Genomic DNA, 25598 nt, shown 5'->3' on the forward strand with positions numbered 1-25598 from the left:
GCCGGGCGGCGGGCAGCTCTTCGCGGGCGCCGTACTACGACCAGGCGAAGACACCCGGGCCTGCACGTGATCGACGGCTCGGTGGTCGCGGCGAATCCGGGGGTCAATCCTTCGCTGACCATCACCGCGCTGGCTGAACGGGCGGTGGCGTTGTGGCCCAATGCGGGAGAGCCGGATCCGCGACCGGCGCCGGGTGCGCCTTATGCGCGGGTGGCTCCGGTCGCGCCGCGACATCCGGCTGTTCCGGCTTCCGCTCCGGCGGCGCTGCGCTTGGTCTGAGTGCCGTTGCGAGCAGGAGGTGCCGCCGGGCGTGGCGCCGCGTGGCCGGGCGTGGCGCCGCGTGGCGTGCGTGGCCGGGCGTGGCGCCGCGTGGCGTGCGTGGCCGGGCGTGGCGCCGCGTGGCGTGCGTGGCCGGGCGTGGCACCGCGTGGCGTGCGTGGCCGGGCGTGGCGCCGCGTGGCCGGGCGTGGTCGGGCGTGGCGCCGCGTGGCCGGGCGTGGTCGGGCGTGGCGCCGCGTGGCCGGGCGTGGTCGGGCGTGGCGGCGCGTGGCCGGGCGTGGCGGCACCGGGCTTCGCGGTGGCGGGTCGTGGCGATCGTTCCACCGTTGGCGCTGGGCAGCGCCCCCAGCGCGACGACCCGGCGCTGACCAGCCGGGCCGCGCTCAGCGCCGTGGCCGCAGTGCCATGATCATGCGGCTGATGTCGAGGCGGGTCCGCCCGCTCCGCTACCGCTGAGCTGGGGTCGAAGTATCGTTCCGTCCCACCCGTAAGAAGGTGCACCGGCTCCGCCTGCCGCCGGTCGACTACCGCGTCCGGTACAGCGTCCGCGGCATCGACGAAGCCGGCCGCAGCGAGGAAGCACCGGACGCGTACCTGCTGCAGTTCTGGCCGGGCGCGCCGGCAGCGGACCGCATCTTGCGCCGGACCAGCCCTCGGGCCGCCTACTGGCATCGCGCCACCGCAGCCGGTCGTCGTAGCCCATGGCGCAAGCGTCGCCGGCGCTGTGCCTGCGGCAACGCGTGCACCCGGCGGATAAGGTCGCCCGGTGAGTGTCGACGCAGCGCAGACCCGAAGACGCCTGGAGCCGGACGTCCGCCGCGGGCAGATTCTCGCCTGCGCGGTCCGGCTTTTCGGTGAGCGTCCCTACGCCGAGGTTTCCACCACCGACATCGCCCGCGCCGCCGGGGTCGCGCGGGGGCTGATCAACCATTATTTCGGCACCAAGAAGGATCTGTATCTCGAGGTCATCCGGGTCATGCTGACCATTCCCGAGGTCGCGGTGCAGAGCCTGCCCGCCGGCGATCTTCGCACCCGGGTCGACGCCAGCGTGTCCTGGTTCCTCGACGTCGTTTCGCGGCACAGCACCTCCTGGCTCGCCGCCGCGACCGCGGCCGGGACCGGCCGGGACGTCGATGTGGAGCGGGTGCTGGCCGAGGCCGAGGACACCGCCGCTGAGTACGTGCTGATCGCGGTTGGTCTGGCCGAGGTCGCCGGGCACCGGGAGGAGCTGCGCGGCATGATCCGGGCGTATGTCGGCATGGCCACCGCCACCGCCAAGGAGTGGCTCAACCGGGACGCCTTGACCCGTGCGCAGGTGCATCTGCTGCTCGCGACGACGTTGCTGGCCATCGTGGAGCAGGTCATTCCGACCGTCGTCACGCCCGGCCGCTGAGCCTATTGGCAACCTGTCAACAGCTTGCTACCGTTCGGCACCATGACGGCCACCCCGGGTGGCACCGCCACCTCCACGCCCGTTCCCACCACCATGTGTGCCGCCTTTCAGGCCACCGTGCGACGCATGCCGGACGCCGTCGCCCCGCGGACGGTCAACGCGGCGTTGTCGCGGGCCGAGCAGGTCCGGGCCTTCGAGATCCTGACCGGGGCCTGGCCGCCGGGTGGCGACCTGGTCACCCCGACCATGAAGGTACGGCGCCGCCCGGTCCTGCGGGCCTACGCCGACCGCATCGACGCCCTGTACGCGGAGCAGTGAGTGCCGCCCCGGATCGCGATCATCGGCGCCGGCTTCGGTGGGGTGGCCGTCGCCGCGGCGTTGCGCCGGGCCGGTTTCCACGACTTCGTGCTGCTGGAGAAGGCCGATCGGCTGGGCGGGGTGTGGCGGGACAACGCGTACCCGGGCTGCGCCTGTGATGTCCCGGCCCCGCTCTACTCGTTCTCCTTCGCCCCGAATCCGGACTGGTCGCGGCGTTTCCCGCCGCACTCGGAGATCCTGGCCTACCTGCACCGCTGCGTCACCGACCTGGGACTGACCCCGCATCTGCGGCTGGGCGCCGAGGTCACCGGCGCCGGGTGGGACGAGGAGCAGTCCTGCTGGCGGCTGGCGATCGCGGACGGCACCGAGGTCGTCGCCGATGTGCTCGTACCGGCGGTCGGGCAGTTGTCCCGGCCCGTCATTCCCTTGCTGCCCGGCGCCGGGCAGTTCCGCGGCCCGGCGTTGCACACCGCCCGCTGGGATCCCGCGCTGCGGATCGCCGGCCGGCGAGTAGCGGTCGTCGGGACCGGCGCCAGCGCCATCCAGCTCGTTCCCGCGATCACCGGTACGGCCGCCCGGGTCATTGTCTTTCAGCGCAGTGCACCGTGGACGCTGCCCAAGCCGGACCGCCGCTACAGCGCGCTGCGCCGGGCCCTGTACCGGCGGGTGCCCGCGCTGATGCGACCGCCGCGCGCCGGCACCTGGGCGATTGCGGTGTCCACCGGTGCGGCCGTGCTCGGCAACCGGGCCGCCGGAGCGTTTCTGCGGACCGCGTCGCGAGCCCAGCGCTGGTGGCAGGTCCGTGATCCGCGGTTGCGCGCGCAGGTCACGCCGGACGAGCCGATGGGCTGCAAGCGCGTGCTGTTCACCAGCGCCTGGCTGCCCACCCTGGCCCGCCCGGACGTCGACCTGGTGACCACGCCGATCGAATCAGTGACCCCGGCCGGGATCCGTACCACCGACGGGGCCGAGCACCCCTGCGACGTGCTGGTGTACGGCACCGGCTTCGCGGCCACCGAGTTCCTCACCCCCATGCGGGTCACCGGCCGCGGTGGGGCGCGGCTCGACGAGGTGTGGCGGGACGGCGCGCACGCGTACCTGGGGATGGCCGTACCGGACTTCCCCAACATGTTCCTGGTCTACGGGCCGAACACGAACACCGGCAACACCTCGGTGGTGTACTTCCACGAGGCCCAGGCCCGCTACATCGTGCAGGCCGTACGGGCCCTCGCCGCCGGTGCGCAGCCCCTGGACGTACGCCCGGACGTGGCCGCCGCCTACGACGCCGAGCTCCAGTCCCGCCTGGCCGGCAGCGTCTGGACCGCGTGCGGCAGCTGGTACCGCACGCCCAGCGGCCGGGTCGTCACCAACTGGCCCGGCATGGCGGGGGAGTACCGGCGCCGCACGGCCCGCCTGCGGCTCGGCGACTTCCGCGCAGCCAGCTGGGCCGGGCAGTCCTGATGCGGTCAGGGCCAGGTGGCGGCCGGGGCCGGAGCCGCGGTGCCGAAGCGCAGCCGGAAGTCGGTGAGCGTCAGGGTCAGCAGCGGCCGCCGTCCGGCGAGGTGGCCCAGGGGCCCGCCCGCCTCCATCCGCCAGGTGGCAGTGCCGAGGCGCAACCCGGCGCTACCCCGTACCGGAGTGCGCAGGACCTTGTCGCCCAGAGCCTGGACCACCGACAGCGGCGTCGGCCAGCGGGCGGGCAGCCGCAGGCCGTGCCGCACGGAGGCCGAGCCGATCGGGGCCCGCGGGTCGCCCGGCTCCGGCCCGGTCCCGGCCGCGGCGACCAGGTCGCCGCCCGGCGATTCGCGCAGCTCGAGATCGGCCAGGTCCTTGGGGATGCCCCACAGCGCCCGGCCGCCGTCGCGGGACTCGACACTGTCCACCCAGATCTCGGTGATGCTGACCCGGGGCCGCCACCGTTCCTGGACCAGCACGGCCGACAGCAGCTCCCGGTAGTGCAGCACCCCGCCGGGCTCGTACCGCACCCAGGCCGCGCCGACGAGCGCGCGGCGGCCGAACGGGATCGGCCGCACGACAGCCGCGAGCGGTGCCGGAAGTGGCGTGAGCGCCGACCGCGGCACCGCGAAGACCGAAAGATGAAGCTGACCGCGCAGATCCCATGGCTGCGGTGGATACATGATCGCCTGCCTCCCGGTCGAGGGGGATCGACGAGGTTCATCGTAGGGGTGTCCAGTGGTGGGAGGTACGCATGCCGGATGATCGGGGACCGCTGCACGGTCTCAAGGTGGTCGAGCTGGCCGGCATCGGGCCGGGCCCGTTCGCCGCGATGCTGCTGGCCGATCTCGGCGCCGACGTCGTGCGGGTGGACCGCGTCGGGCCCGGCTCGCCGCTGTCCGTGGACCCGCGCTTCGACCTGCTGACCCGGGGCAAACGCTCGATCGCGGCGGACCTCAAGCAGGACCGCGGCCGGGAGCTGGTGCTCGCCCTGGCCGAGCGCGCCGACGCGGTCGTCGAGGGCTACCGGCCCGGCGTCGCCGAACGGCTCGGGGTCGGGCCGGACGCGGCCCTGGCCCGCAACCCGCGGCTGGTCTACGCGCGGATGACCGGCTGGGGCCAGGACGGGCCGCTCGCCGCGACCGCCGGGCACGACATCACCTACCTGGCGGTCACCGGCGCGCTGCACGCGATCGGCCGGGCCGGCGGCCCGCCGCAGGTGCCGGTCAACCTGCTGGGCGACTTCGCCGGAGGCTCGCTCTATCTGGTCGTCGGCCTGCTGGCCGCGCTGCGCGAGGCCGCGCGCACCGGCCACGGCCAGGTGGTGGATGCGGCGATCTCCGACGGCGCGGCCCATCTCACGACCCTGCTGTACGGCCTCAGCGCGGCCGGCCAGTGGCGCGACGAGCGCGGCGTGAACCTGATCGACACCGGAGCGCCCTTCTACGACGTCTACCCGGCCGCGGACGGTCGCCACCTGGCCGTCGGCGCGCTGGAACCGCAGTTCTACGCCGAGTTCATCCGCCTGCTGGCCCCCGGTGACGACCTGCCGGCGCAGTACGACCGCGCCCGCTGGCCGGAGCTGCGCAACCGGATCGCCGCCGCCTTCGCCACCCGCACCCAGCAGGAATGGGCGCGGATCTTCGAGGGCACCGAGGCGTGCGTGGCACCGGTGCTGTCACTGACCGAGGCGGCCGCGCATCCGCACCTGGCGAGCCGCGGCACCTTCGAACACCCCGGCGGCGTGGTCCAGCCCGCGGCGGCGCCCCGCTTCTCCGCGACACCGCCCGGCCCGGTCGGCACCCCGGCGCTGCCCGGCGCACACACCCGCGAGATCCTCGCCGACTGGGACCTCGGAGACGCCCACGGCTGGCTCGACGGCGGCGCGGTCCGGGCGGCACCCTGACGATTTCGGCACATCTTGGCGGGTTCGCCCGGCCGGATCCGGCGTACCGTGGAAGGCGGCTCCAGACCTCGGCCGCTGTCCCACAGGGAGGCCGTGATGAAGACCATCGATACATACGACGGCACGGAACTGCCCCACCGTGAGCGCAGCGCGGGCAGACTGATCGTCCGCAGCCGGTGCTGGCCGTTGCAGCCGGACAGCGAGGAGACCCAGCTGTCCCTGGTGACCGGCGACGGCGGCATCAACGAGGAAGCGGCGACGCTGCTGCCGGGCGGTGCCGGACGCGGCCCGGGCGCCTCCGCGCGATCCCACGGCAGGCCGCGGGACGATTCCGCGCCCGCCGGCAGCCGGCCGTTCCCCTTCGCGGCGTCCGGCGACCCGGCCGGCGTGCCGATGCCGGCCTTCGACGAGCAGCGCGCGGCCTCGCTGGCCTGCGTGGACCCGGGCCGATCGGGCCACCCCGACGCCTACGAGTGCATCGCGGCCATCGTCGCGGAACGGACCCTCGCCGCGTAGCCGGTCGGCTTCCCGGGTCGCCTTCCCGGGCCGGCCTTCCCGGGCCGGCCTCTCAGCCGCGGCGGAACGGGCTGCGCCGCGCGGGCGCGTGCTCCAGCAGCGCCGCCAGCTCCACGCCGGGGGAGTAGTCGTGGCGCGACGGGTGCGACCGGGTCCGCGGGTCGTGCTGTTCCCCGGCCCGGCGCGCCGCGATGCCGGTGATCCAGCCGGCCACGTCGGTGCCCGGCGCGGTGTGCAGGTCCGCGGACTGCCACGCCTCCAGGAAGGTGGCCGCCGCGATCTCGCCGGCCTCCCGATGGTCCCCCACCTGCTCTCTGACCACGATCGTGACGTCCGGTTCGAGGGCCAGGTAGAGCCGGCCGAAGGCGATCTGGTCGCCGGCACTGACCCGCCGGAGCAGCGTCAACAGCCGGGACGGCCGGTCGCGGTACTCGGTCAGGAACACCACCGGGGCGATCATGGGGACTCCTCCTGGCGGCGCAGGCGTACTGTTCACAGTGTTTCCCCCTTCACCGGCCTCGGTGGACCTCGTCCCTGCCGTAACTCTCGTTCCTGGTCTGGACCCGTGCCCGACGACGCTCATCGATGACAGGAAGTCCGATGGCACGCTCGACCGACACCCGCACTCCCACCACCGCGCCCCGGCTGTGGCTCGAACCGACCGCAGGTCCCCGCCCGGTGGTGCAGGGCTGCTGGTGGCCCCGGGGCACCGACCCGGCCGCTGAACTGCCCGGCCTGGTCGAGGCGCTGGACGAGCGGTACGGCCCGATCGTCCGGCTCCGGCTCAGCGCGGCCGGCTGGAGCCGCCGCCCGCACGACGTCGAGGTGGCCGGTCGCACGGTCAGCGTGGGGTACTTCTCCGGCCAGTCCACCGGCCTGCTGACCGCGAGCTGCGCGGGCGGGGGCTCGATCGCGGTACGGGTCGTGCCCTGGCCCGGGGTGCTCGAGGAGGACTGGGACGTGCCGGAGAGCCGGATCGCCGCCTCCTGAAGGCTCTGATGATCATCGGCGGGCGGCGCTGAAGCCGGCCACCCCGCGCCCGTGCTGCAGGGTGGCGATGAGCGCGAGCGTCGACTCCGCGCCCTGGTTGAGGTTGGGCCCGGACGGGGTCAGCCCGTCGTAGCCGCCGCCGGTGGCCCGGTCCCACATGACCGCCCCGGTGTCGTTGTCGCCGAGGAACCAGCCGATCGACTGCCGTACCCCGTCGTGCCAGCCGGGATCCCCGGTGGCCGCGGCCGCGGTCGCACACGCGTCGGCCAGCGCCGCCACCTCGATCGGCTGCTGGTCGTACTGCTGCCGGGCGGTGCCGTGGTGCCAGCCGGCCGCCGGCAGCACCGACAGCCGGCCGTCGACGAGTTGCAGACCGCGCAGCCAGCTCAGCATCCGCAGCCCGGCGGCCCGCAGCGCCTTGTCCTGCTGTTCCGCACCGGCGAGGATCACGACCTCGGCCAGCGCGGCGCTGGCGTAGGTCAGGTGCCGCCGGGGCCACGACCACAGCGGGTCGGAGTCGGGCCACCCGACGGCCGCGGCGGCGTCGGCGAGCAATGCCGCCGCGCCGGGGTGCTTCGGATGCCGGCGCAGCACCTCGGCGGCCCCCAGCCCGGCGAAGGCCATGGCGTGCGGCGCCGGCGAGCGGCGCGCGGCACCCAGGTCGAAGGCGTGCAGCGCCTCCTGCTGGATCCACGGTGCCGTGCTGCGGGCGGCCGCGGTGCCCAGCCCCCACAGGGCACGGCCCCACCAGTCACCCAGGCCGGCGTCGTCAGTCCAGCGCCGGTCGTACGAGAGCCGGTTGTGGAACGCGCCGCTGTCGTCCTGCGCGTGGGTCAGGAAGGTCAGGTACACCTCGGCCAGCCGCAGCACCGCCGGTGCCGGTTCCGGCTCCCGGCTGACCACGACCAGCCCGCGGGCGACGTCATCGGTGCAGTAGCCGTGCTCCCGCCGGGGCATGGCGTGCCGGGCGTGCTCCAGCAGGCCGGTGTCGTCGCTCAGCCGCGCCAGGTGGACGAAGCTGGGGGCCGGAGCCTGCCGGCGCCGGGCCGGGACACCGATGACCGCGGTCACGCCGGTGCCGTGGCCGGCTGTGCCGCAACCGTCATCAGTCCCGCGGCCAGCGCCTCGTAGCGGGCGGCCACCGCCGGCCAGCGCAGAGTGGCGGCGTCGCCGGTGGTGCGGACCACGGCCGGCTGGGTGAGCACCTTGCGGATCGCGGTGGCCAGCGCCCGGGGATTGCGGTGCGGTACGAGCAGCCCCGGCCCGTCGGTGAGCAGCTCCACCGCGTGCGGGAAGGCGGTGGCGACCACCGGCACACCGGCGGCGACCGCCTCGACCAGCACCCCGGAGGTCACCTGCTCGGTGGAGTCGTACGGCAGCACCACCACGTCCGCGGACCGGATCAGCGCGCCCAGCGCCGCGTCGTCGAGATACTGCGACCGGTAGTCGACGGACTGCGCCACCCCGAGCTCGGCACCGAGCTGATGCAGGCTCGCCCGGTACGCCTCGCCGTGCCGCTCGAGCACCTTGGGATGGGTCCGCCCGGCGACGGTGTAGACGGGATCGAGGCGGCGCAGGTGCGGCAGCGCCTGGATGGCCCACTCGATGCCCTTGCCGGGGCCGAGCAGACCCCAGGTGAGCAGGTGCGGCCGGGGCCCGCGGACCACCGGCGTACCGGTGTGATCGGCCGCGCCGTGCGGGATGGCCGACACCTTGGCCGGGTCCACGTCGTAGCCGACGATCAGCCGGTCGTGCGCGGTGCCGGTCATGGTGACGACCGCGCCCGCGGCCCCCACGACCTGCTCCAGCACCGACTTCTGCCGGGGTGTGGGGCGGCTCAGCACGGTGTGCAGGACGACGATGCTGGGCACCCGCAGCCGGCGCATCAGCCGCAGCACGTCCGCGCCGTCGGCGCCGGGGTAGATGCCGTACTCGTGCTGGATGATCGCGATGTCGTAGCCGTTGAGGGCGTCCGCGGCGGCCCGCCAGCCGTCGGCGTCGTGTCCCGGCCAGGTGTGCGCCACGTCGGGGCCCGGCGGTCCGTCGCCGGCGCCGGTGGTCACCCGGACCACGCCGCCGGAGGCGGGACCGGCGGTGAGGGCGGCGGCCAGGGCCGCATTGAAGGTGGCCAGGCCGCAGCGGGTCGGCGGGTGCGTGCTGAGGAAGCCGTATCTGGTGGCCACAGGGCCTGCCTTCCGGTTCGGGGGAATGCGCCGGGACGCGCCCGGCAGCGCCGACGCAGCGCCGGGTCCGGGGCGTGAATCGCAAAAGTTTGGTGCCGAGCTGCGCGGCGCACGCCGGCCGGGCGTCGTCGACGCCGCTGGTGCCGGTCGTGGAAGCCCGCTGACGAGCCGTGCTGAAGCCACCCGGGGGTGGAGGTCGTCGTCGAGGGCGGGCGCTGCCAGCCTACGCGCCGCCCGTCGGGTGCCGGCTGACGGCTTCGTCACGTGCCGCCGCCGGCGACGGGAGCAGGAACGAATACCGCGGAACCACCCACCCGGCGTACGGTGAGGCCTACGCCGCCGGTCGCGGTGGCGGCCCCGGTCCGACCCTTGGTGGCCCGTCATGTCCGCAGCACCGAACCTGTCCACCGTCTTCGTCGAGCTGGCGGACACGCTGCACGAGACGTTCGAGGTCAGCGACTTCCTGCAGGTGCTCGTCGACCGCTGCGTCACGCTGCTGCCGATCACCGCGGCCGGCGTGCTGCTGGCCGATCATCGGGGCGAGCCGCAGGTCGTCGCCGCGACCTCGCTCGGGGCTCAGCTGATCCTGGCCGCGCAGGTGCGCTTCGGTCGCGGGCCCGGCTTCGACTGCCACCGGCTGCGCACGCCGGTGTCGGCGCCGGACCTGACCGGCGCCGACCGCGACCGCTGGCCTGGGTTCGCCGACGAGGCCCGCCGCGCCGGGTTCGCCGCGGTGCACGTCTTCCCGATGCGCCTGCGGACCGAAGCGCTCGGAGCCCTGAGCCTGTTCCGTCCGCGGCCGGGTGAGCTGCCGGCCGAGACGGCGGACATCGCGCAGGCGTTCGCGGACGTCGCCTCGATCGGGCTGTTGCAGGAACGTGCGGTCCGGCACGGGCAGGTGGTGGCCCGGCAGCTGCAGAACGCGCTGCAGAGCCGGATCGAGATCGAGCAGGCGAAGGGGCTGATCGCCGGCCGGACCTCGCCGCTGCCGTCGTACGCGGCCGGACCGTGCTCTGAGGACTGAGATGGACCTCGAACCCGGTGATCGCGTCGACCGGTTGCACCGCCTCTGCCGTCTGGCGGTGCAGACGCTGCCCGCCTCGGGTGCGGGGCTGTCCGTGGTCGCCCGGGACCAGCAGTTCAGCATGCTGACCGCGGCGGACCCGGTGAGTGAACACCTCGAGGAGCTGCAGTTCGTCCTCGGCCAGGGCCCGTGCGTCGACGCTTCCGCCGACCGCAGTCCGGTGCTGGTGGCGGATCTGGCGGGCGAGGGACTCCAGCGGTGGCCGGCCTACGCCTCGGCGGTGCTGGAGGCCGGCATGTGCGCCGTCTTCGCGTTCCCGCTCCAGATCGGCGCCGCCCAGCTCGGCGTCCTCGACCTCTTCCGCGCCCGGACCGGCTCGCTCACCGGTGCCGAGCTGAAGCGGGCGCTGATCCTGGCCGACCGGGCGGTCACGGTCCTGCTGGCCGACGGGCCGGACGGGGACGAGCCGCTGGGCGCGACGACGGAGTTGTTCCAGGCCCAGGGCATGGTCATGGTCCAGATCGGCGGCACACTGCCGGAGGCGATGGCCCGGATCCGGGCGTACGCGTACGCCCGCGACCGCCGGCTCGCCGACGTGGCCCGCGCGATAGTGGCGCGCGAACTGCGCTTCGAGCGTGATGGGTGAAGACTTCGAGGAAGCAGCCCACGCACCGGAGGAAGACATGACGACCGTATCGGCCGAGCGTCTCTCGCGGATCTTCGTCGAGGTGGCGGACACGCTCGTCGACGACTTCGACCTGCACGACTTCCTGCACATGCTGACCGTGCGCACGGCGGACCTGGTCGGCGCCTCCGCGGTCGGCATCCTGCTGGCGGACCAGCGCGGGCGGTTGCGCTTCATGGCCGCCTCGGACGAGAAGGCCCGGATCCTGGAGATCTTCCAGGTGCAGGTGAGCGAGGGGCCGTGCTTCGACGCGTACCGCACCGCTCAGCCGGTGCTCAACGCGGACCTGGCGGACGAGGGCACCCGCTGGCCGGAGTTCACCCGGCACGCCCTCGCCGCGGGCTTCCGGTCCGTGCACGCGTTCCCGCTGCGGGTACGCCAGGAGGTCATCGGTGCGCTCAACGTCTTCGGCAGCACGGTCGGCGGCAACTTCGACGACGCGGACGTGCTGATCGTGCAGGCGCTCACGGACGTGGCCGCGATCGCCCTGCTCCAGGAGCGCGCGGTGCGCCGCGGCGAGGTCCTCACCGAGCAGTTGCAGGGCGCGCTGAACAGCCGGGTCATCATCGAGCAGGCCAAGGGTGCGATCGCCCAGGCGCACGACATCTCGATCGATGCCGCCTTCACGGCGTTGCGCGGCTACTCGCGCCGCACCAACCGCAAGCTCACGGAGGTAGCCCAGGCCGTGCTGGTGGATCCGGCTCTGATCGCCGCGCTGGCGCACGACTGACCGGCCGGGGCGGCGGATACCGTGGCCGCATGATCGCTACTCCGGGGCTGAGCTTCCGCGACCATGTTCTCGCCGTACCGCTGGATCACGACGACCCCGGCGGCCCGGCCATCGAGCTCTTCGCCCGGGAGGTCGTGGCCCCGGAGCGGGCCGGCGACGACCTGCCGTGGCTGCTGTTTCTGCAGGGTGGCCCGGGTGGCAAGGCGCCGCGGCCGACGGCCGCGGACGGCTGGCTCGGCCGGGCCCTGCGCACCCACCGGGTGCTGCTGCTCGACCAGCGGGGGACCGGGCGCAGCTCGCCCGTCACAGCCCGGACCGTGGCGGGCATGACGCCCGAGCAGCTCGCGGCCCACCTGCGGCTCTTCCGCGCGGACAGCATCGTGGCGGACGCGGAGATCGCCCGGGCCCGGATCGCCGGCGGCGCGCGGTGGGACACCCTGGGGCAGAGCTACGGCGGATTCATCACCCTCGCCTACCTGTCGCGGGCGCCCGAGGGGCTGCGCACCTGCTACGTGACGGGCGGCCTGCCGGGTGTCAAGGCGACCGTCGACGACTGGTACGCGCGCACCTACCCGCGCGTGGCCGCCCACAACGCCGAGTACTACCGCGCGTACCCCGAGGACGTCGCGGCCGTGCGCCGGCTCGCCGACCACCTCGACGGCAACGAGGTCCTGCTGCCCGACGGCGACCGGCTCACCGCCCGCCGCCTGCGGTTCCTGGGCAACTCGTTCGGGATGAGCGACGGCTACGCGAACCTGCACTGGCTGCTCGACGAGGCCTGGCACGGCGACCAGCTCGCCGACGGCTTCCGGTACGCGGTGATGGCCACGACCGGCTTCATCGACATCCCGATCTTCGCACTGCAGGAGTTCACCTGTAACCCGGACGGCTCGGCCACCGGCTGGGCGGCCGAACGGGCCCTGGCCCGGCACCCGGAGTTCGCCGCCGACGCCGACCCGCTGCTGTTCACCGGCGAGATGATGTATCCCTGGATGTTCCGGGAGATCGCCGCGCTCCGGCCGTTCGCCGCGGCCGCCGACCTGCTGGCCGGCTACGACGATTGGCCGCCGCTGTACGACCTCGACCGGCTCGCCGCCAACGAGGTCCCGGTGCACGCGGCGGTCTACTTCGACGACATGTACGTGGACGCCCAGCTCCAGCTGGAGACGGCCCGCGCGGTCGGCAACACCCGGGTCTGGGTCACCAGCGAGTACGAGCACAACGGCCTGCGCGTCGCCGGCCACCACATCCTCGACCACCTGATGGGGATGGCCGCCGGCCGCCACTGACGCCGCGTCGCACCATCTGCGGAGCTCGCCCCGGGACGTCCCCGGGCTGGCGCGGCAGGCGTACGGTCGATCGCACTATGGAACTGCACTGGTGGTCGGTCGAGGTCCTCGACGGCGCGACGCTCTCGGCGGCGCGCTGGCAGGACGCGCACGGCGACGCCCTCACCGAGGCGGCGCTGACGCACGGCGCGTACGAGTGGCACTGGCACCCGCATTCGTGGGGCGTGCTGTTCGAGATCGCGTTCCGTGGTGACGGGCAGTGGCCGGTGTTCCGCGAGCTGCCGGGCGTACGCGCGGCGCTGGACGCGGTGCCCGACCCGATCAACGGCCTGATGGTCTACCCGGGCCGCGGCGGCAGCTCGGGCCGCGTGCAGCCGCGCCGCCCCCGGCCCATCGCGGGCGCGGGCGCGGCCGCTCTGCCGATCGAGCCCGAGGTCATCGGAGCCCGGCTCGCCGCATGCCACCCGGCCGCCACCACCGCGGGCTGCACCGCGGCCTGATCAGGAACCGCGGTTATCCGAGGCGCCGTAGCGCTGTCTCGACAGCGGCCTCGACCCGCGAAGTCATGCCGGGCACATCGACGGGACGGCGCCCGGCGACCTGACCATGGATCCACTTCGGCCCGCTGTCGTCGTAGTGCAGCAGGGCATACAGGTCCCACCACGGATCAAGAGTCACCCCGGCGATCGACTCATAGAGCGACCGAAGCTGCTCCGACCACTCGGGCGAGTAGAGCGCCGCCAGGTATCGCCGACAGTGCCCGAGGTCGATCGCGCGCGACCCCCGATGGATCGAGTTCCAGTCGGTCAGTCCAGTGATCCTCCCGCGCGACCACAACATGTTGACCGGCAGCAGATCGCAATGCAGAAAGACGGCAGTGTCCTTCGGCGGCGGCATAGCCATGACGCCGAACGCCGCCTTCCACACGGCTGGCTTCTGTGCGTCGGCCGGCACCCGGAACCCGCCCCGAGGAGCGATCCAGGAATCCGTCCACGGTCTGAATGTCTGCGCGGGGAGATCGAGAGAATGCAGCAACACGGCAATCTCCGCGATCCTCGTCATCCATGACCGAGGTTCCGCCGGATTGAGGTCAACATGCCCCGGCAACCGTGTCATCAGCAACGATGGCGCGCCCCCCGTCGAAGCGCCGGCGACATCAGCAGCCAGGATGCCCGGAACCGGGAGCCCGCTTCCCGCTACCACACCAAGGTTGGCGATCTCCTTCTCCAAGCTTCGCTGCAGGCCGAGCCCGCCCGGGTACTGCCGCAGCACGACGGACGTTCGCCTTCCCTGTCGCTCGACAGTCAGCTGGTGCACGGCGGAGCAGACGCCACCGGTCAATCGGCGACAGCCGACGATGCGACTGCCCCGGCCCATCGACGCCGCGACCCAGGCGAGAGTCTCTGCGGAGGGCCGACGCTGCCGGAACCCGCCGTCCCTCCAGTCGCCGCCGGTCATGAGCGCGAGCCTATTCGTCAGGGACCTGCGGTGACAGCTAGCCCAGCGGCGCGGTCACGGTGAAGGAGGCGTCCGACTTCAGCGCGGCGTTGCCGTCGTTGCGGTCGATGCGCAGCTCGTAGTTGTAGTGCCGCAGGTAGAAGCCGGGATAGTTGTACGACTCGAACGACATCCCGCTGCCCGACAGCCCGGCCCGCCCGCAGAACGTGGCGTCGTTGCGGAACGTCGCGCTGCCGTCGTTCGTCGCCAGGGCCAGGCGGTTGTTGGCGTGGCGCAGGTAGCGGCCGGCCGGGTTGACCGACTGGAACGAGTAACAGTTGCCGTTGGCCAGGCCGGCGCCGATCGTGAACGTCGCGTCCAGGCGGTCGGTGGCGGTGCTCACCGGTTCCAGGTAGCCGAGGCTGGTGCGGTGGCGCACGTACCGGTCGGGGAAGTTGACCGAGCGCAGGGACCGGTTGCCGGTCGGGACCGCGGTGCTGTCGCCGACGTTCTCGCGCAGCACGGTGAAGTGCCGCACGGTGCCGGAGAGCCCGGGCAGTTCGGTCTTGGCCGACCAGGTGTTCAGGTTGCTGCTGTCGGCGTAGTAGTAGCGCCCGGCGCCGTACTGGTCGAAGTACAGCCGCCACGATCCGTTCGGCAGCTGCACCAGGGCCGGGCCTTCGAGGCCGGAGCCCCAGCCCGCCCAGTTGCCCGTACCGGTGAAGGTCCAAGGTCCGGTCAGGGAGCCGGCCGTGGCGTGCTCGATGTATTTGGTCGTCTCGTTCTTCGCGAACGCGTGGTAGGTGCTGCCCGACTTCACCACAAAGGTGTCGATGTGGTTGGCCGGAATGCCGATCGCGGTGCGCGCGCTCCACGCGGAGAGGTCACCGTTCGTCGCGGTGATCTTGTACGGCTGGAACTGCCCCGCCGTCCCGGTGCTCGACGCCGAGAAGATGACGTTGACGCTGCCGTCGGTGTCCTTGAACCACTCCGGCGCCCAGGTGCTGCCGGTCGCGCCGTTCAGTCCGACCGTCACGTTGCGCAGGAAGGTCCAGGTCACGTGGTCGGTGCTGCGGGCGAAGCCGATCGTGTCCCCGGTCCAGTTGGTCGTGTAGACGATGTAGTAGTAACCGTCGGTGTGCCGCATGATGCTCGGGTCGCGGATCAGCCCGGACGGCGGCGTGTACGCGTTCGCCCTGATCAGATCGAAGTTCGTGGCGTTGGACGAGTCGTAGACGTACATGTTCGACTCGCTGGAGTTGGTGAACGCTGTCATCAGGTAGTGCGGCGCGGGCCCGGCGGCGGCCGCGGGTTGCGCGGTGACCGCCGTCAGCGTCGCGCCGGCCAGCAGACCGGTCACCGCCGCCGTCAGCAGACGTCTGGAGATGGGCATGGCGGGTCCTCCCGGGCGCTGGGGTGATGTGACCGTTAACAACCGGTGACGTCGTTCATCTCAGCGCAATACATCGATCCACGTCAAGATGCGGGGGACCCCGGGGATGCGCCGCGAAGCGGATCCGGGCAGACTGCCCCGGATGGAGGGGGCTCAATTGCTCGGCGGCCGCTACGCGCTGCTCGACGAGATCGGTGTCGGCGGCATGGCCGTGGTCTGGCGTGCCCGCGACGAGGTGCTGGGCCGGCCCGTCGCGGTGAAGCTGCTGGCCGGCAAACACGCCGGCGAGCCGGACGCGCGCGACCGGATCCGGGCCGAGGCCCGGGCGGCGGCGGCGCTGTCGCACCCCAACATCGCCCAGGTGTACGACTACGGCGAGGCCCGCGAGAACGGGGCATCGGTGCCGTACGTCGTGATGGAGCTCGTCCGCGGCGGCACGTTGCAGGACCGGATGGACGCTGGGCCGATGTCCCCGCGCTTCGCGATGCGGGTAGCCGCGGAGGTGTCGGCGGCGCTGGCCGCGGCCCACGCCGACGGTCTCGTGCACCGCGACATCAAACCGGCCAACGTGATGCTGACCGAGACCGGCGCCAAGGTCGTCGACTTCGGCATCGCGGCGGCGATCAACCCGGCCGGCACCGGCGACGAGGAGTTCGAGGTGCTCGGCACCCCGGCCTACCTGGCCCCGGAACGCCTCACCGGCGACGGCGTCGAACCGGCCTCGGACGTGTACGCCCTGGGCGTGCTGCTCTACCGGATGCTCTCCGGGCACTCGCCGTGGAGCGCCGACACGACCACCCAGATGCTCAACGCCCACGTCTACATCGACCCGGAGCCCCTGCCGGTCCGCCCGGGCGTCCCCGACTACATCACGGCGCTGTGCAACCGGTGCCTGAGCAAGGACACCACGGAACGGCCGAGTGCGCGGGAGGCGGCGGCGCTGCTGGCTCAGGGTGCCGGGCTGCGCGTGGTGGAGGACGCGACACCGGCCGGGGCGCAGGGGCCGTCGTTCGACAACGAGCCGTCGGTGCTGATCCGGCCGCGGTCCTCCGGGGCGGTCGGGGCCGGGCCGGGGGTTGCGGTCGCGGCCCTCGGTGATCCAGATCGGGTTCCTCCGGAGATGTTCCACCCGCCCCGGCCGGCTGTTCCGGATGCCGGCGGGCTGGGCGGCGCGGCCGGCCTTGGCGGAGCAGGCGCGGCGGCCGGTCTGGGTGCGGCGGCTGCCGGCCCTGGCGGAGCGGGTGCGGCGGCCGGTCTGGGTGCGGCGGCTGCCGGCCCTGGCGGAGCGGGTGCGGCGGCCGGTCTGGGTGCGGCGGCTGCCGGCCTTGGTGGAACGGGCGCGGCGGCCGGTCTTGGCGCGGCGGCGGCCGGTCCCGCTGGCTGGGATGAGCCTGCCGATGTCGGCGGGCCGGATGCCGCAGGTTTCGGTTGGCCGGCCACGGCGAGCGGTTTCGGCGGACCGGCGGGGACGGATTCCGGAGAATCTGATCCCGCGGGCGGCTTCGCCGGTCCGGCTGCGGCCGGTATCGGGGGATTTGACCCGGCGGTCGGCTTCGACAGGCCGGTTTCCGGTGCTGGTCCGGGCAGATCGGCTGAGGCCGGCTTTGGCGGGCCTGACCGTGCAGGCGGCGGCGGGCCGGGTGCGACTGGCTTCGGTGGGCCGGGTGCGGCTGATTTCGGAAGGCGCGCCGCAGGCGCAAGCGCCGGTTCCGGCTGGCCGGCCGCGCAGCCGGGCCCGGCCGCGGCTGCCGGACCGGGTGCTGCGGCCGGCGCAGGCGGGCCAGCCGCCGCGACCCCCGGGCCGTCCAATCCGGTCTTCACCGCCGGGTCGGCTGCCGCCGGGTCGGCTGCCGCCGGGTCGGCTGCCGCCGGGTCGGCTGCCGCCGGGTCGGCCGCCGCCGGCCCCACCGTTCGCCCCGCGGGCGAGCACACCACCGCCCCGCCCCACACCGCAGTCCCACCCACCGGCCCGCGTGCCACAGCGCGCCGCCGCCGCCGACGGATCTTGCCCCTCATCGTCGCGGTCGCCCTGCTGGGCACCGTCGGCCTGCTCTGGTGGCTGATCAACCCGGACGGCACCGACACCGACCGATCAGCCGCCGGCCCGATGTTCAGCGACGCCGACGTCGCCTCGCTCGCCCCCTCGGCCCGCACACCGTCGGTCGCCGGTCCGAGTGCTCCCGCCGGTGCCCCGACCCCCGGCCGGACCGGCGGGACCGGACCGGCCGCCGCCGGTGAGCCCGGCGGCCCACCGGACGGTGCGGGCTTCCCGCCTCCGGTCGACGGCGCCCCGGCCACGACGACCACGGAACCCGGAGGCGGTCCGGAGGAGCCCACGCCCACGCCCACCACGGCCGCGCCGACGACCGAGCCGCCGCAGGCCGTGGAGCGCACGTTCACCTCGGACGGTGGTTCGGTCAGGGCGACCTGCCCGAGTGCTTCCACCGTCAAGCTGCTGTCCTGGTCCCCGACCAAGCCGTACAAGGTGAACGACGTCGACGAGGGACCGGGGTCGAGTGCCTACGCCGTCTTCAAGCACGGTAACGACGTCGTGCGGCTGACTGTCACCTGTTCGGGTGGAATTCCGTCGGCGGACTGAGACGAGGTATCACTCCGTCCACCGGCAGGGTCGGCACGTCGACCGTGATCGTCTCCGGGTAGATCAGGCCCGTACCCGTGTTGAGCACGACCACGCTGTCGGTCGCGGCGATGAAGCCGCTCTCGCGCAGCTGGCGGGCGGCGGCCAGGCAGGCCGCCCCTTCCGGGCAGATGAAGGTGCCCTCGTCCCGGGCCACGAGCAGCTGCTCGGCCAGCAGTGCCTCGTCGCTGACGGCCACCGCCGTACCGTCGGTCGCGCGGACCGCCTCCAGCACCAGGAAGTCGCCCAGTGCCTTGGGCACGGTGATGCCGAAGGCGATGGTCTTCGCGTCCGGGTACGGCCGGCTCACGTCGGCGCCCTCCTCGAACGCCTCCACGATGGGTGCGCACCCCGCGGCCTGCACCGCCACCAGCCGGGGCAGGTCCGCGCCGATCCAGCCCAGCTCCTGCATCTCCCGCAGGGCCTTGTAGATGCCGATGATCCCCACGCCGCCGCCGGTCGGGTAAAGGATGACGTCCGGGACCCGCCAGCCGAGCTGCTCGACGATCTCGTATCCCATGGTCTTCTTGCCCTCGAGCCGGTACGGCTCCTTGAGCGTCGACACCTCCTGGTAGCCGGTGCGCTCGCGGACCGCCGCGTTGATGAGCTTGCCGGCGTCGCCGATCAGCCCGTCGACGAGGTACAGCTCGGCGCCGGTGGCCACGCATTCCGTCCGGGTGATCGCGGGCGCTTCGACCGGCATCGCGATCAGGCACGTCATTCCGGCCCGGGCGGCGTAGGTGGCCCAGGCCGCTCCCGCATTGCCGTTGGTCGGCATGGCCACCCCGGTGACGCCCAGCTCGGCCGCCCGGGAGACACCCACCGCGGCCCCGCGGGCCTTGAAGGATCCGGTCGGCACCAGGCCTTCATCTTTGATGAGCAGCCCCCGTACGCCGATCCGGGCACCGTAGCGCGGCAGCGGCAGCAACGGCGTCATGCCCTCGCCGAGGGTCACGAGCCGGCCGGGGTCCCGCACGGGCAGCATCTCGTGGTAGCGCCACAGGGTCGCCGGGCGCGCGGTGAGCGACTCGCGGGTCAGGGTGCGGCCCGCCTGCTCGATGTCGTAGCGGGCCAGCAGCGGTACGCCGGCGTCGCTGACTCCCTGCACCACGTCCGCGTCGTAGCGGGCGCCGGTCCGGGAACACTCCAGATGGCTGAGTGCGGAGTAGGTCATGGTGATCAGCTTGCGATGTCCCGCGCCGCCGGGGGCGACCGGGGTGACGGCCGCGGCGCCGATGCCTTACGGTGATGCAGTCGTTGCATTCGGTGATGGGGGATAACTAGTGCTCCGCCGCTGGCACCTGATCGTGCTCGTCGCCCTCGCCGCCCTCGCGCTGGCCTGCGAGGGAGCCGGAACCGCCGCCCCGGAGCCCACCGGCACCGCCAAGGGACTGCCGGCGTCCATGGGAGCGCTGGGCGACTCCATCACGGCCGGCTACGGCACCTGCTTCACCCTGGTGGCGTGCAGCCGCAACTCGTGGACGACCGGCAGCAGTGCCGCGGTGGACAGTCACTACCGGCGGATCCGCGAGGACAACGGCGCGATCAGGGGCAATGCCGAGAACTACGCCGTACCGGGAGCCCGGGCGCGCGATCTCGCCGGCCAGGCCGGCCGGGCGGTCGACGACAAGGTCCAGTACGTGACCGTCCTCATCGGCGCCAACGACGCCTGCACCGGCCGGGTCGCCGACATGACCACGACCAGGACCTTCCGCAAGCAGGTCGACACGGCACTGGCCCGGCTGAAGAAGGGACTGCCGAAGGCCCGCGTGCTCGTGGTGAGCATCCCGAACATCTACCGGCTGTGGCAGCTGGGCCACGAGAACGAGCGCGCCGTGCGGGCCTGGAACCGCGGCGTCTGCCAGTCTCTGCTGGCCCGGCCCACCTCGACCGCCAAGGCCGACGACAAGCGCCGCCACCAGGTCGAGGACCGGGTGGACGCTTACAACCGGGAGCTGGAGGCGGCCTGCGAGAAGTACGGCCGCAAGTGCCGCTGGGACGGCGGTGACGCGCACCGGGTGCGCTTCTCCCTCGACCTGGTCAACGAGATCGACTACTTCCACCCCGACGTCGAGGGCCAGAACAAGCTCGCCGACGTGACCTACCCGGGCCGCTTCACCTGGTGAGGGACTTCGGTCAGGGCTTACGGGCCACCCCGCCGTAGACGGAGACCTCGGCGTCGGTGGGTCCGTCGTCGGGGCTGGGGCCGTCCGGGCGCCAGCGGTTGACCAGTTCGAGGCCCGGCTCGGCCAGCTCCAGGCCGGTGAAGAAGCGGGCGATCCGCTCCCGCGGGCGCACCTGCATGGTCACCCCGGTACGCCGGTAGATCGCCGCCACGTGCTCCCACGCCACCGGATCGAAGTCGCCGGTCAGGTGGGACAGCACGAGGTGGCTGCCCGGGGGCAGGGCCGCCAGCAGGCGCGCCACGATGCCCTCCGGGTCGTTCTCGTCGCCGATGAAGTGCAGTATCGCGATCAGCAGCAGACCCACCGGGCGGCCCAGGTCCAGGGTGTCGCGCAGCCGCGGGGCGTTCAGGATGGAGTCCACGTCGCGCAGGTCGGCGTCGAGATACTCGGTGCGGCCCTCGGGGGTGCTGGTCAGCAGCGCGCGGGCGTGGGCCAGCACGATCGGGTCGTTGTCGACGTAGACGATCCGGGCGGCCGGGTTCACCTGCTGCGCCACGTGGTGCACGTTGGGGGCGCTCGGGATGCCCGTACCGATGTCGAGGAACTGGTCGATGCCGCGCTCCGCGGCCAGGAAGCGGACCGCCCGGCGCAGGAAGGCGCGGTTCTCCCGCGGTGGTGTGCGGCTGGCCGGATTGGCCTTGATGCCCTGCTCGGCGGCGGCGCGGTCGGCCGCGAAGTTGTCCTTGCCGCCGAGCAGGTAGTCGTAGACCCGGGCCGGGTGCGGGCGGTCGGTCTGCAGGTCGACGGGCGGCTGGGTCTGCTCCATGACCAGGATCGTAAAGGTTCGATGCGCTCAGGGGCGTACCGTCCAGTCCTGGATGTCGATCTGGCTGCCGCCGTAGCGCGGCGCGAAGATGCTCAGCACGCCCAGCGTGCGCAGCCGCTCGTGGTCGACCAGCGGGTCGGAGAAGTAGATCGCGGCGGAGGTGTGGCGCAGCGTCCAGTCGCTCCAGCCGGAGGCCTTCGAGGCCGTCTCGATGTGCAGCTTGCGGGTGCTGGAGTCGCCGCTGGCGACGTAGAGGTTGTCCGCCGCGTCGACCGCGATGTCACCGCGGCTGGAGCGCTCCAGGAACGGCGTGTACGTCTGGTGCCAGACCTTCGACGCCTTGTCCCGCCAGTAGTGCACCAGCACCGCCTTCTCCCGGGCCGCGGTGAAGTCGCTGTTGCTCGGGGCCGCCGCGGGCAGGTGCGAGGCCAGCACGTGCACGATCCCGGCCTTGTCGACCACCTGCGACTCCTGGTTGATCAGCCCGCGGTTCTGGCCGATGGCCCAGACCCGCAGCCCGGCCGCGTCGGAGATCAGCGGCGCGCTGCCGGTGGTCGCGATGACGGTCCCGGCGTTGTTGCGCCAGGTACGGCCGTCGTCCCGGCTGTACGCGTAGAACAGGTCATGGTTGGTGCTGGCGTTCGACGTCTCCCGCACGGTCCACGTGGCATGCAGCAGGCCGGTGCTGTCGTACTCCAGCCCGAACAGGTACGCGTTGTTGTTGGCCGTGGTGCCGTCGATGAACCGCCCGACGGAGCTCCACGTGCCGCCCGCGTACTCGTAGAGCACCTCGTCCCCGGCGCCGCTGGTGCCGGTGCGCAGGGCGAGTTGCAGCTTGCCGGCCGGGGTGGCGAGGAACTGCGGGTACGTCATCGTCGGCATGCCCGTCCCGGTCAGGCTGGTCACCACCGGGCCGAAGCTGCTGGTGGACCAGGCCGCCGTGCCGGGTGAGGTGGCCAGACCGGCGACCGACCGGCGGTAGCGCAGCACCGAGGAGTGCATGTCGAAGGCCAGGTGGATGGTGCCGTCCTGGCGCGAGATGCCGATGCTGATGGTGTTGTGCGAGTCGGTGGAGGTCGTCGCGTAGTCGGTGAGCCGCAGGTTCTGCCACCCGCCGCCGGGCAGCTGCCGGCGGGAGAGGTTCACGTAGCCGCTCTGGTCCCAGAACGCCGTGTACTGCCAGCCCGCGACGGTCGTGATGCCGTCCTGCTGGAACGACTCGCCGTTCATGTAGCCGGTGTAGGTCAGCGCGGTGCGCCCGGTGGTGGTGAGCACGGTGACGGAGCTCTGCGTGACGGTGGGGGCCGCCGCCAGCGCGGGGGAGCCCGCGAGCGCGGTGGCGAGGACCAGGATCACGGCGGTCATGAATCGTTTCATCGACGCCCTCGAAGACTTCGCTGGTGCTCGGGAAGGTTTCGCAGACGTTAAGCCCCGGTCTTGCAGATAGTCAAGGGCATCGATATCCCCGGTCAGGGGGTGGCGTCGAGGGCCCGGTGCAGTGCGTCCAGGATGGAGCCGCGGTCGGCGCCGGCCGCCCGGGCCCGCCAGACGTAGTCCTCGGCGGCCCGCCGCAGCACCGACTCGTCGTCCGCCGGATCGGCCGGGCGGGCCGGGTCGTCGGCCACCCGGGTGCCGCCGCCGCGGCGGGAGACGACCAGGCCGGCGGCCTCTAGCTCCCGGTACGCCCGGGCCACCGTGCCGACGGCCAGGCCGAGGTCCCCGGCGAGCTGGCGCAGCGGCGGCAGGCGCTCACCCCGGCGCAGCGCACCGCTGCCGATCAGGGCGGCGAGCTGCCGGCGCACCTGCTCGTACGGCGGGGTCGGATCCGTCGTCGTGACACTCAGGACGGGCGGCTCGCTCATGCCCGGGCCCGCTTCGCCGGCAGCAGCACACAGGCGCCGCACCAGGCCGCCGCCGCGAACGCGACCAGGCCCAGCGCGGACAGGCCCTGTCCCGCGAAGTCCCACCACTGGGCGGAGCACTCCGACCGGGTCCGCAGGGCCAGGGCCGCGGTCAGGGCGATCCCGGTCAGCGGAACCAGCACCAGGACGCCAGTCGCGGCGGTGACGACCTCGGCGGAACGCCGCCGCAACGCGTCGTCGGTGGCGGCGAGCTCGGCGGCCTGCGGGCGGCGGACCACCCGGTGCAGCGTGAACGCGGCCAGCACGAGCCCGGCCACAACCGCCGACAGGGCCGGAACGGTGTAGTGCGACCCCGGCCACGGCTCCTGCACATTTCCCGGGCAGACCAGCATCTGGCCGCCGGACTCCGCGGAGGCGGTCACGGTCGTGAGGGTGGCGACCGCGAACAGCGCCACAGTGGACACTGCGACGCCCGCGCCGAGGAGGCGGGGGACGTAGTCGAGCGTGCGGCGGACGCGGAGCCCGGCCCGGCGAACCCTGCCCGCCGGTAGGTCGCGGGTCGCCTCGCCGGTCAGTGCCCCGGCGAAGACGCCGATGCTGAAGACGGGCGCCGCCAGCAGGATCCCGCGGCCCAGCTCCGGGGTCTGTGTGGCGACGGCGAGGGTGGCGGCCACGGCGCCGGCGAGGATGCCGGCCACTCGCCACTTCGCCGCCGGGTCGGGACGGCGGACAGCCGGGGCCGGCACCGTGAGCGGCCAGTGGACCCGGACCAGCGCGAGGGCGGCGATGCCGAGCAGCAGCAACACCAGGACCACCGTGGCGATGACGTGCACCCGTCCCCCTTTGTGTCAGGCGGTTGATACAAGGGGAGAGTGTCAGGCGACTCCACTTGTGTCAATACAAGCGTCGCCGCCATCGCCTCAGATGATCAGGTCCAGGGAACTGCCGAGCTGGCCGATGTCCAGCGTCTTGCTGGTCGTCTGGCGCTCCTTGAGGGAGTCCTCCTCGGTCCGGGTGAGGACCGCCTTGTCCTTGGCGGCGACCTTCTCGGCCGCCTTCGCCGCCAGGTCGTCGGCGAGCTTCTGCTGGATGCGCTGGAACTCGGTGCGGGCGCTGGGCGTGCTGGACCCCGTCGAGCCGATGGCCTCGACTGCCATGGTGAACCCCTGTCGTCGTCGCTGACTGTCGGGCCACCCCATCGGCAGGGTCGCGGGAATCCGCACCTTATTTTCGGACGATTTCCCAGGCGTCGCGCAGGGCCGTCCCGCGCAGGGCGGCGTTGATGCCGAGCCAGCGCAGCGGTTCCGGCTCCCAGGCGCGGGAGCGGTGGCCGGTCCACGGCAGCCGGGTGCGCTCGGTGTCCGTACCGGTGATCAGGTCGGCCAGGGTGCGCCCGGCCAGGTTGGCCGCCGCGACGCCGTCGCCGACGTAGCCGCCGGCCCAGGCCAGGCCGTCGGCCAGGCCGACCGAGGGCATCCAGTCGCGGGGGATGCCCAGCGGCCCGCCCCACCGGTACGCGATCGGCGGGTCGATGCCGAACAGGTCGGTCAGGGCTTTGCGCAGCGCCGCGAAGACGCCGGGCTCCCGGTCGTACGCCGGGCGCACCCGCGAGCCGAAGTGGTACGGCGCACCCCGCCCGCCGAACGCCAGCCGGTCGTCGGCGGTGCGCTGGCCGTAGACGATCAGGTGCCGGTGGTCGGTGAACGTCTCGCGCCGGGCCAGGCCGATCCGCTCCCACACCTCGGCCGGCAGTGGCTCGGTGGCGATCATCAGGGAGTACACCGGGGCCAGGGTGCGGCGGTGCCCGGCCAGGGCGGCCGTGTAGCCCTCCAGGGCCCGGACCACCACGTCCGCGCGTACCGTGCCGTGGTCGGTGACGACCGCGCCGCGCGACAGCCGCAGCGCCCGGGTGCCCTCGTGGATCGCGACGCCCCGGCGCTCGACCGCGGCCGCCAGCCCGCGGACCAGGGCGGCCGGCTGCAACGACGCGCAGTCCGGGCTGAACGTGCCGCCGAGCACCCCGGCGGCACCGCACTTCTCCCGTGCGGCGGCGGCGTCCAGCAGCGTCACGTCCAGGCCGTACTCCTGGGCCTCGGCCGCCTCCGCCTCGGCGCGGCGCAACTGGACCGCGGACCGGGCGAGCGCGATCGTGCCGCCCTTGGTGTACGAGCAGTCGATGCTCTCGGCCGCGGCCGCGCGGCCCACCTCGTCCACCGTCTCGGCCAGCGCCCGGTGCATGGCCACCGCCTGCTCCCGGCCGTGCCGCCGGGCCAGCGCACCGACGCCCACGGGGAACAGCCCGGAACACCAGCCACCGTTGCGGCCGGAGGCGCCGAAGCCCGCGTACTGCGCCTCGATGATCGCGATCCGCAGCGTCGGGTCGGCCTGGGCCAGGTAGTACGCCGTCCACAGCCCGGTGTATCCGGCGCCGACGATGGCGACGTCCACGTCTCGGTCGCCGGGCAGCGGGGGCCGGACCGCCTCAGGTTCCCCCAGGGCGGCCAGCCAGTACGAGGCGCTCATGAAGCGATCTTGCCTGGGTTTTCCG

Annotated in this window: 26 protein-coding genes and 1 pseudogene; 14 read left to right on the plus strand and 13 right to left on the minus strand. The window is 73.2% G+C overall.

All coding sequences use genetic code 11. The features are described 5' to 3' along the window. Positions 1 to 51: 51 nt before the first annotated feature. The 4 genes and pseudogenes from ACZ6S4_RS40120 to ACZ6S4_RS40135 form a co-directional block, all read left to right on the plus strand. Positions 52 to 279, plus strand: a pseudogene (locus ACZ6S4_RS40120) (cholesterol oxidase); the annotation flags it as partial. A 766-nt stretch (positions 280 to 1045) separates the two neighbouring features. Then, positions 1046 to 1672 (plus strand): TetR/AcrR family transcriptional regulator, encoded by a 627-nt coding sequence (locus ACZ6S4_RS40125; RefSeq protein WP_465479922.1) that lies wholly within the window; start codon positions 1046 to 1048, stop codon positions 1670 to 1672. A 42-nt stretch (positions 1673 to 1714) separates the two neighbouring features. Next, on the plus strand, positions 1715 to 1990 hold the full coding sequence (locus tag ACZ6S4_RS40130; protein ID WP_465479923.1) for a hypothetical protein: 276 nt from the start codon (positions 1715 to 1717) through the stop codon (positions 1988 to 1990). After that, positions 1991 to 3451 (plus strand): flavin-containing monooxygenase, encoded by a 1461-nt coding sequence (locus tag ACZ6S4_RS40135; protein WP_465479924.1) that lies wholly within the window; start codon positions 1991 to 1993, stop codon positions 3449 to 3451. It begins immediately after the preceding gene. A 5-nt stretch (positions 3452 to 3456) separates the two neighbouring features. On the opposite strand, the gene ACZ6S4_RS40140 is transcribed toward ACZ6S4_RS40135, so the two are convergent. After that, on the minus strand, positions 3457 to 4128 hold the full coding sequence (locus tag ACZ6S4_RS40140; RefSeq protein WP_465479925.1) for an acetoacetate decarboxylase family protein: 672 nt from the start codon (positions 4126 to 4128) through the stop codon (positions 3457 to 3459). A 71-nt stretch (positions 4129 to 4199) separates the two neighbouring features. Here ACZ6S4_RS40140 and ACZ6S4_RS40145 point away from each other — a divergent pair, with 71 nt between their 5' ends. After that, positions 4200 to 5351: a CaiB/BaiF CoA transferase family protein gene (locus ACZ6S4_RS40145; RefSeq protein WP_465479926.1), complete on the plus strand. Its 1152-nt coding sequence runs from the start codon at positions 4200 to 4202 to the stop codon at positions 5349 to 5351. Between the two features lie 96 nt (positions 5352 to 5447). Then, a complete protein-coding gene (locus tag ACZ6S4_RS40150; protein ID WP_465479927.1) occupies positions 5448 to 5867 on the plus strand; it encodes a hypothetical protein in 420 nt (139 codons plus the stop codon). 52 nt (positions 5868 to 5919) lie between these two features. On the opposite strand, the gene ACZ6S4_RS40155 is transcribed toward ACZ6S4_RS40150, so the two are convergent. After that, on the minus strand, positions 5920 to 6327 hold the full coding sequence (locus tag ACZ6S4_RS40155; RefSeq protein WP_465479928.1) for a sigma-70 family RNA polymerase sigma factor: 408 nt from the start codon (positions 6325 to 6327) through the stop codon (positions 5920 to 5922). A gap of 140 nt (positions 6328 to 6467) precedes the next feature. Here ACZ6S4_RS40155 and ACZ6S4_RS40160 point away from each other — a divergent pair, with 140 nt between their 5' ends. Beyond that, positions 6468 to 6857, plus strand: coding sequence for a DUF5994 family protein (locus tag ACZ6S4_RS40160; RefSeq protein ID WP_465479929.1), 390 nt, complete (start codon positions 6468 to 6470; stop codon positions 6855 to 6857). Positions 6858 to 6869: 12 nt separating this feature from the next. Here ACZ6S4_RS40160 and ACZ6S4_RS40165 read toward each other — a convergent pair whose 3' ends face one another. Both ACZ6S4_RS40165 and ACZ6S4_RS40170 read right to left on the minus strand, forming a co-directional pair. After that, positions 6870 to 7928 carry a glycosyltransferase gene (locus tag ACZ6S4_RS40165; RefSeq protein WP_465479930.1) on the minus strand — a complete coding sequence of 353 codons (1059 nt, stop codon included), beginning with the start codon at positions 7926 to 7928 and terminating at the stop codon, positions 6870 to 6872. Next, positions 7925 to 9040 carry a glycosyltransferase gene (locus ACZ6S4_RS40170; RefSeq protein WP_465479931.1) on the minus strand — a complete coding sequence of 372 codons (1116 nt, stop codon included), beginning with the start codon at positions 9038 to 9040 and terminating at the stop codon, positions 7925 to 7927. Before ACZ6S4_RS40170 ends, ACZ6S4_RS40165 begins: the two co-directional genes overlap by 4 nt. Before the next feature lie 382 nt (positions 9041 to 9422). Here ACZ6S4_RS40170 and ACZ6S4_RS40175 point away from each other — a divergent pair, with 382 nt between their 5' ends. From ACZ6S4_RS40175 to ACZ6S4_RS40195, 5 genes are all read left to right on the plus strand, one after another. Next, positions 9423 to 10064 carry a GAF domain-containing protein gene (locus tag ACZ6S4_RS40175; protein WP_465479932.1) on the plus strand — a complete coding sequence of 214 codons (642 nt, stop codon included), beginning with the start codon at positions 9423 to 9425 and terminating at the stop codon, positions 10062 to 10064. 1 nt (position 10065) lies between these two features. Beyond that, positions 10066 to 10710, plus strand: a complete 645-nt coding sequence (locus tag ACZ6S4_RS40180) for a GAF and ANTAR domain-containing protein (protein WP_465479933.1) — start codon at positions 10066 to 10068, stop codon at positions 10708 to 10710. A gap of 37 nt (positions 10711 to 10747) precedes the next feature. Continuing rightward, a complete protein-coding gene (locus tag ACZ6S4_RS40185) occupies positions 10748 to 11479 on the plus strand; it encodes an ANTAR domain-containing protein (RefSeq protein WP_465479934.1) in 732 nt (243 codons plus the stop codon). A 29-nt stretch (positions 11480 to 11508) separates the two neighbouring features. After that, entirely contained in the window at positions 11509 to 12768 is a 1260-nt protein-coding gene (locus ACZ6S4_RS40190; RefSeq protein WP_465479935.1) for an alpha/beta fold hydrolase, read from the plus strand. A gap of 77 nt (positions 12769 to 12845) precedes the next feature. Then, the gene (locus ACZ6S4_RS40195) at positions 12846 to 13268 is read left to right on the plus strand and encodes a hypothetical protein (RefSeq protein ID WP_465479936.1); all 423 of its coding nucleotides are present in this window, start codon (positions 12846 to 12848) and stop codon (positions 13266 to 13268) included. A gap of 13 nt (positions 13269 to 13281) precedes the next feature. On the opposite strand, the gene ACZ6S4_RS40200 is transcribed toward ACZ6S4_RS40195, so the two are convergent. Together ACZ6S4_RS40200 and ACZ6S4_RS40205 are read right to left on the minus strand one after the other, a co-directional pair. After that, a complete protein-coding gene (locus ACZ6S4_RS40200) occupies positions 13282 to 14226 on the minus strand; it encodes a phosphotransferase family protein (RefSeq protein ID WP_465479937.1) in 945 nt (314 codons plus the stop codon). A gap of 37 nt (positions 14227 to 14263) precedes the next feature. Beyond that, positions 14264 to 15598: a glycoside hydrolase family 43 protein gene (locus ACZ6S4_RS40205; RefSeq protein WP_465479938.1), complete on the minus strand. Its 1335-nt coding sequence runs from the start codon at positions 15596 to 15598 to the stop codon at positions 14264 to 14266. A 142-nt stretch (positions 15599 to 15740) separates the two neighbouring features. On the opposite strand from ACZ6S4_RS40205, the gene ACZ6S4_RS40210 reads away from it, so the two are divergent. Further along, on the plus strand, positions 15741 to 18197 hold the full coding sequence (locus ACZ6S4_RS40210) for a serine/threonine-protein kinase (protein WP_465479939.1): 2457 nt from the start codon (positions 15741 to 15743) through the stop codon (positions 18195 to 18197). On the opposite strand, the gene ACZ6S4_RS40215 is transcribed toward ACZ6S4_RS40210, so the two are convergent. Then, positions 18163 to 19410 carry a threonine synthase gene (locus ACZ6S4_RS40215; RefSeq protein WP_465479940.1) on the minus strand — a complete coding sequence of 416 codons (1248 nt, stop codon included), beginning with the start codon at positions 19408 to 19410 and terminating at the stop codon, positions 18163 to 18165. The two genes, ACZ6S4_RS40210 and ACZ6S4_RS40215, sit on opposite strands and share 35 nt — an antisense overlap. A gap of 109 nt (positions 19411 to 19519) precedes the next feature. On the opposite strand from ACZ6S4_RS40215, the gene ACZ6S4_RS40220 reads away from it, so the two are divergent. Beyond that, positions 19520 to 20362, plus strand: a complete 843-nt coding sequence (locus ACZ6S4_RS40220; RefSeq protein ID WP_465479941.1) for an SGNH/GDSL hydrolase family protein — start codon at positions 19520 to 19522, stop codon at positions 20360 to 20362. 10 nt (positions 20363 to 20372) lie between these two features. Here the strand turns inward: ACZ6S4_RS40220 and ACZ6S4_RS40225 are convergent, their stop codons facing one another. The 6 genes from ACZ6S4_RS40225 to ACZ6S4_RS40250 form a co-directional block, all read right to left on the minus strand. Next, positions 20373 to 21188 (minus strand): SAM-dependent methyltransferase, encoded by an 816-nt coding sequence (locus ACZ6S4_RS40225; protein WP_465479942.1) that lies wholly within the window; start codon positions 21186 to 21188, stop codon positions 20373 to 20375. Between the two features lie 27 nt (positions 21189 to 21215). Beyond that, positions 21216 to 22553, minus strand: a complete 1338-nt coding sequence (locus ACZ6S4_RS40230) for a BNR repeat-containing protein (protein ID WP_465479943.1) — start codon at positions 22551 to 22553, stop codon at positions 21216 to 21218. Positions 22554 to 22657: 104 nt separating this feature from the next. After that, entirely contained in the window at positions 22658 to 23050 is a 393-nt protein-coding gene (locus ACZ6S4_RS40235) for a GntR family transcriptional regulator (RefSeq protein WP_465479944.1), read from the minus strand. Next, positions 23047 to 23883, minus strand: coding sequence for a hypothetical protein (locus ACZ6S4_RS40240; protein ID WP_465479945.1), 837 nt, complete (start codon positions 23881 to 23883; stop codon positions 23047 to 23049). Before ACZ6S4_RS40240 ends, ACZ6S4_RS40235 begins: the two co-directional genes overlap by 4 nt. A gap of 87 nt (positions 23884 to 23970) precedes the next feature. Then, positions 23971 to 24207 (minus strand): hypothetical protein, encoded by a 237-nt coding sequence (locus tag ACZ6S4_RS40245; protein ID WP_465479946.1) that lies wholly within the window; start codon positions 24205 to 24207, stop codon positions 23971 to 23973. A 67-nt stretch (positions 24208 to 24274) separates the two neighbouring features. Then, on the minus strand, positions 24275 to 25573 hold the full coding sequence (locus ACZ6S4_RS40250; RefSeq protein ID WP_465479947.1) for an NAD(P)/FAD-dependent oxidoreductase: 1299 nt from the start codon (positions 25571 to 25573) through the stop codon (positions 24275 to 24277). Positions 25574 to 25598 lie beyond the last annotated feature (25 nt).

The organism is Actinoplanes sp. NPDC051405, assembly GCF_055586185.1.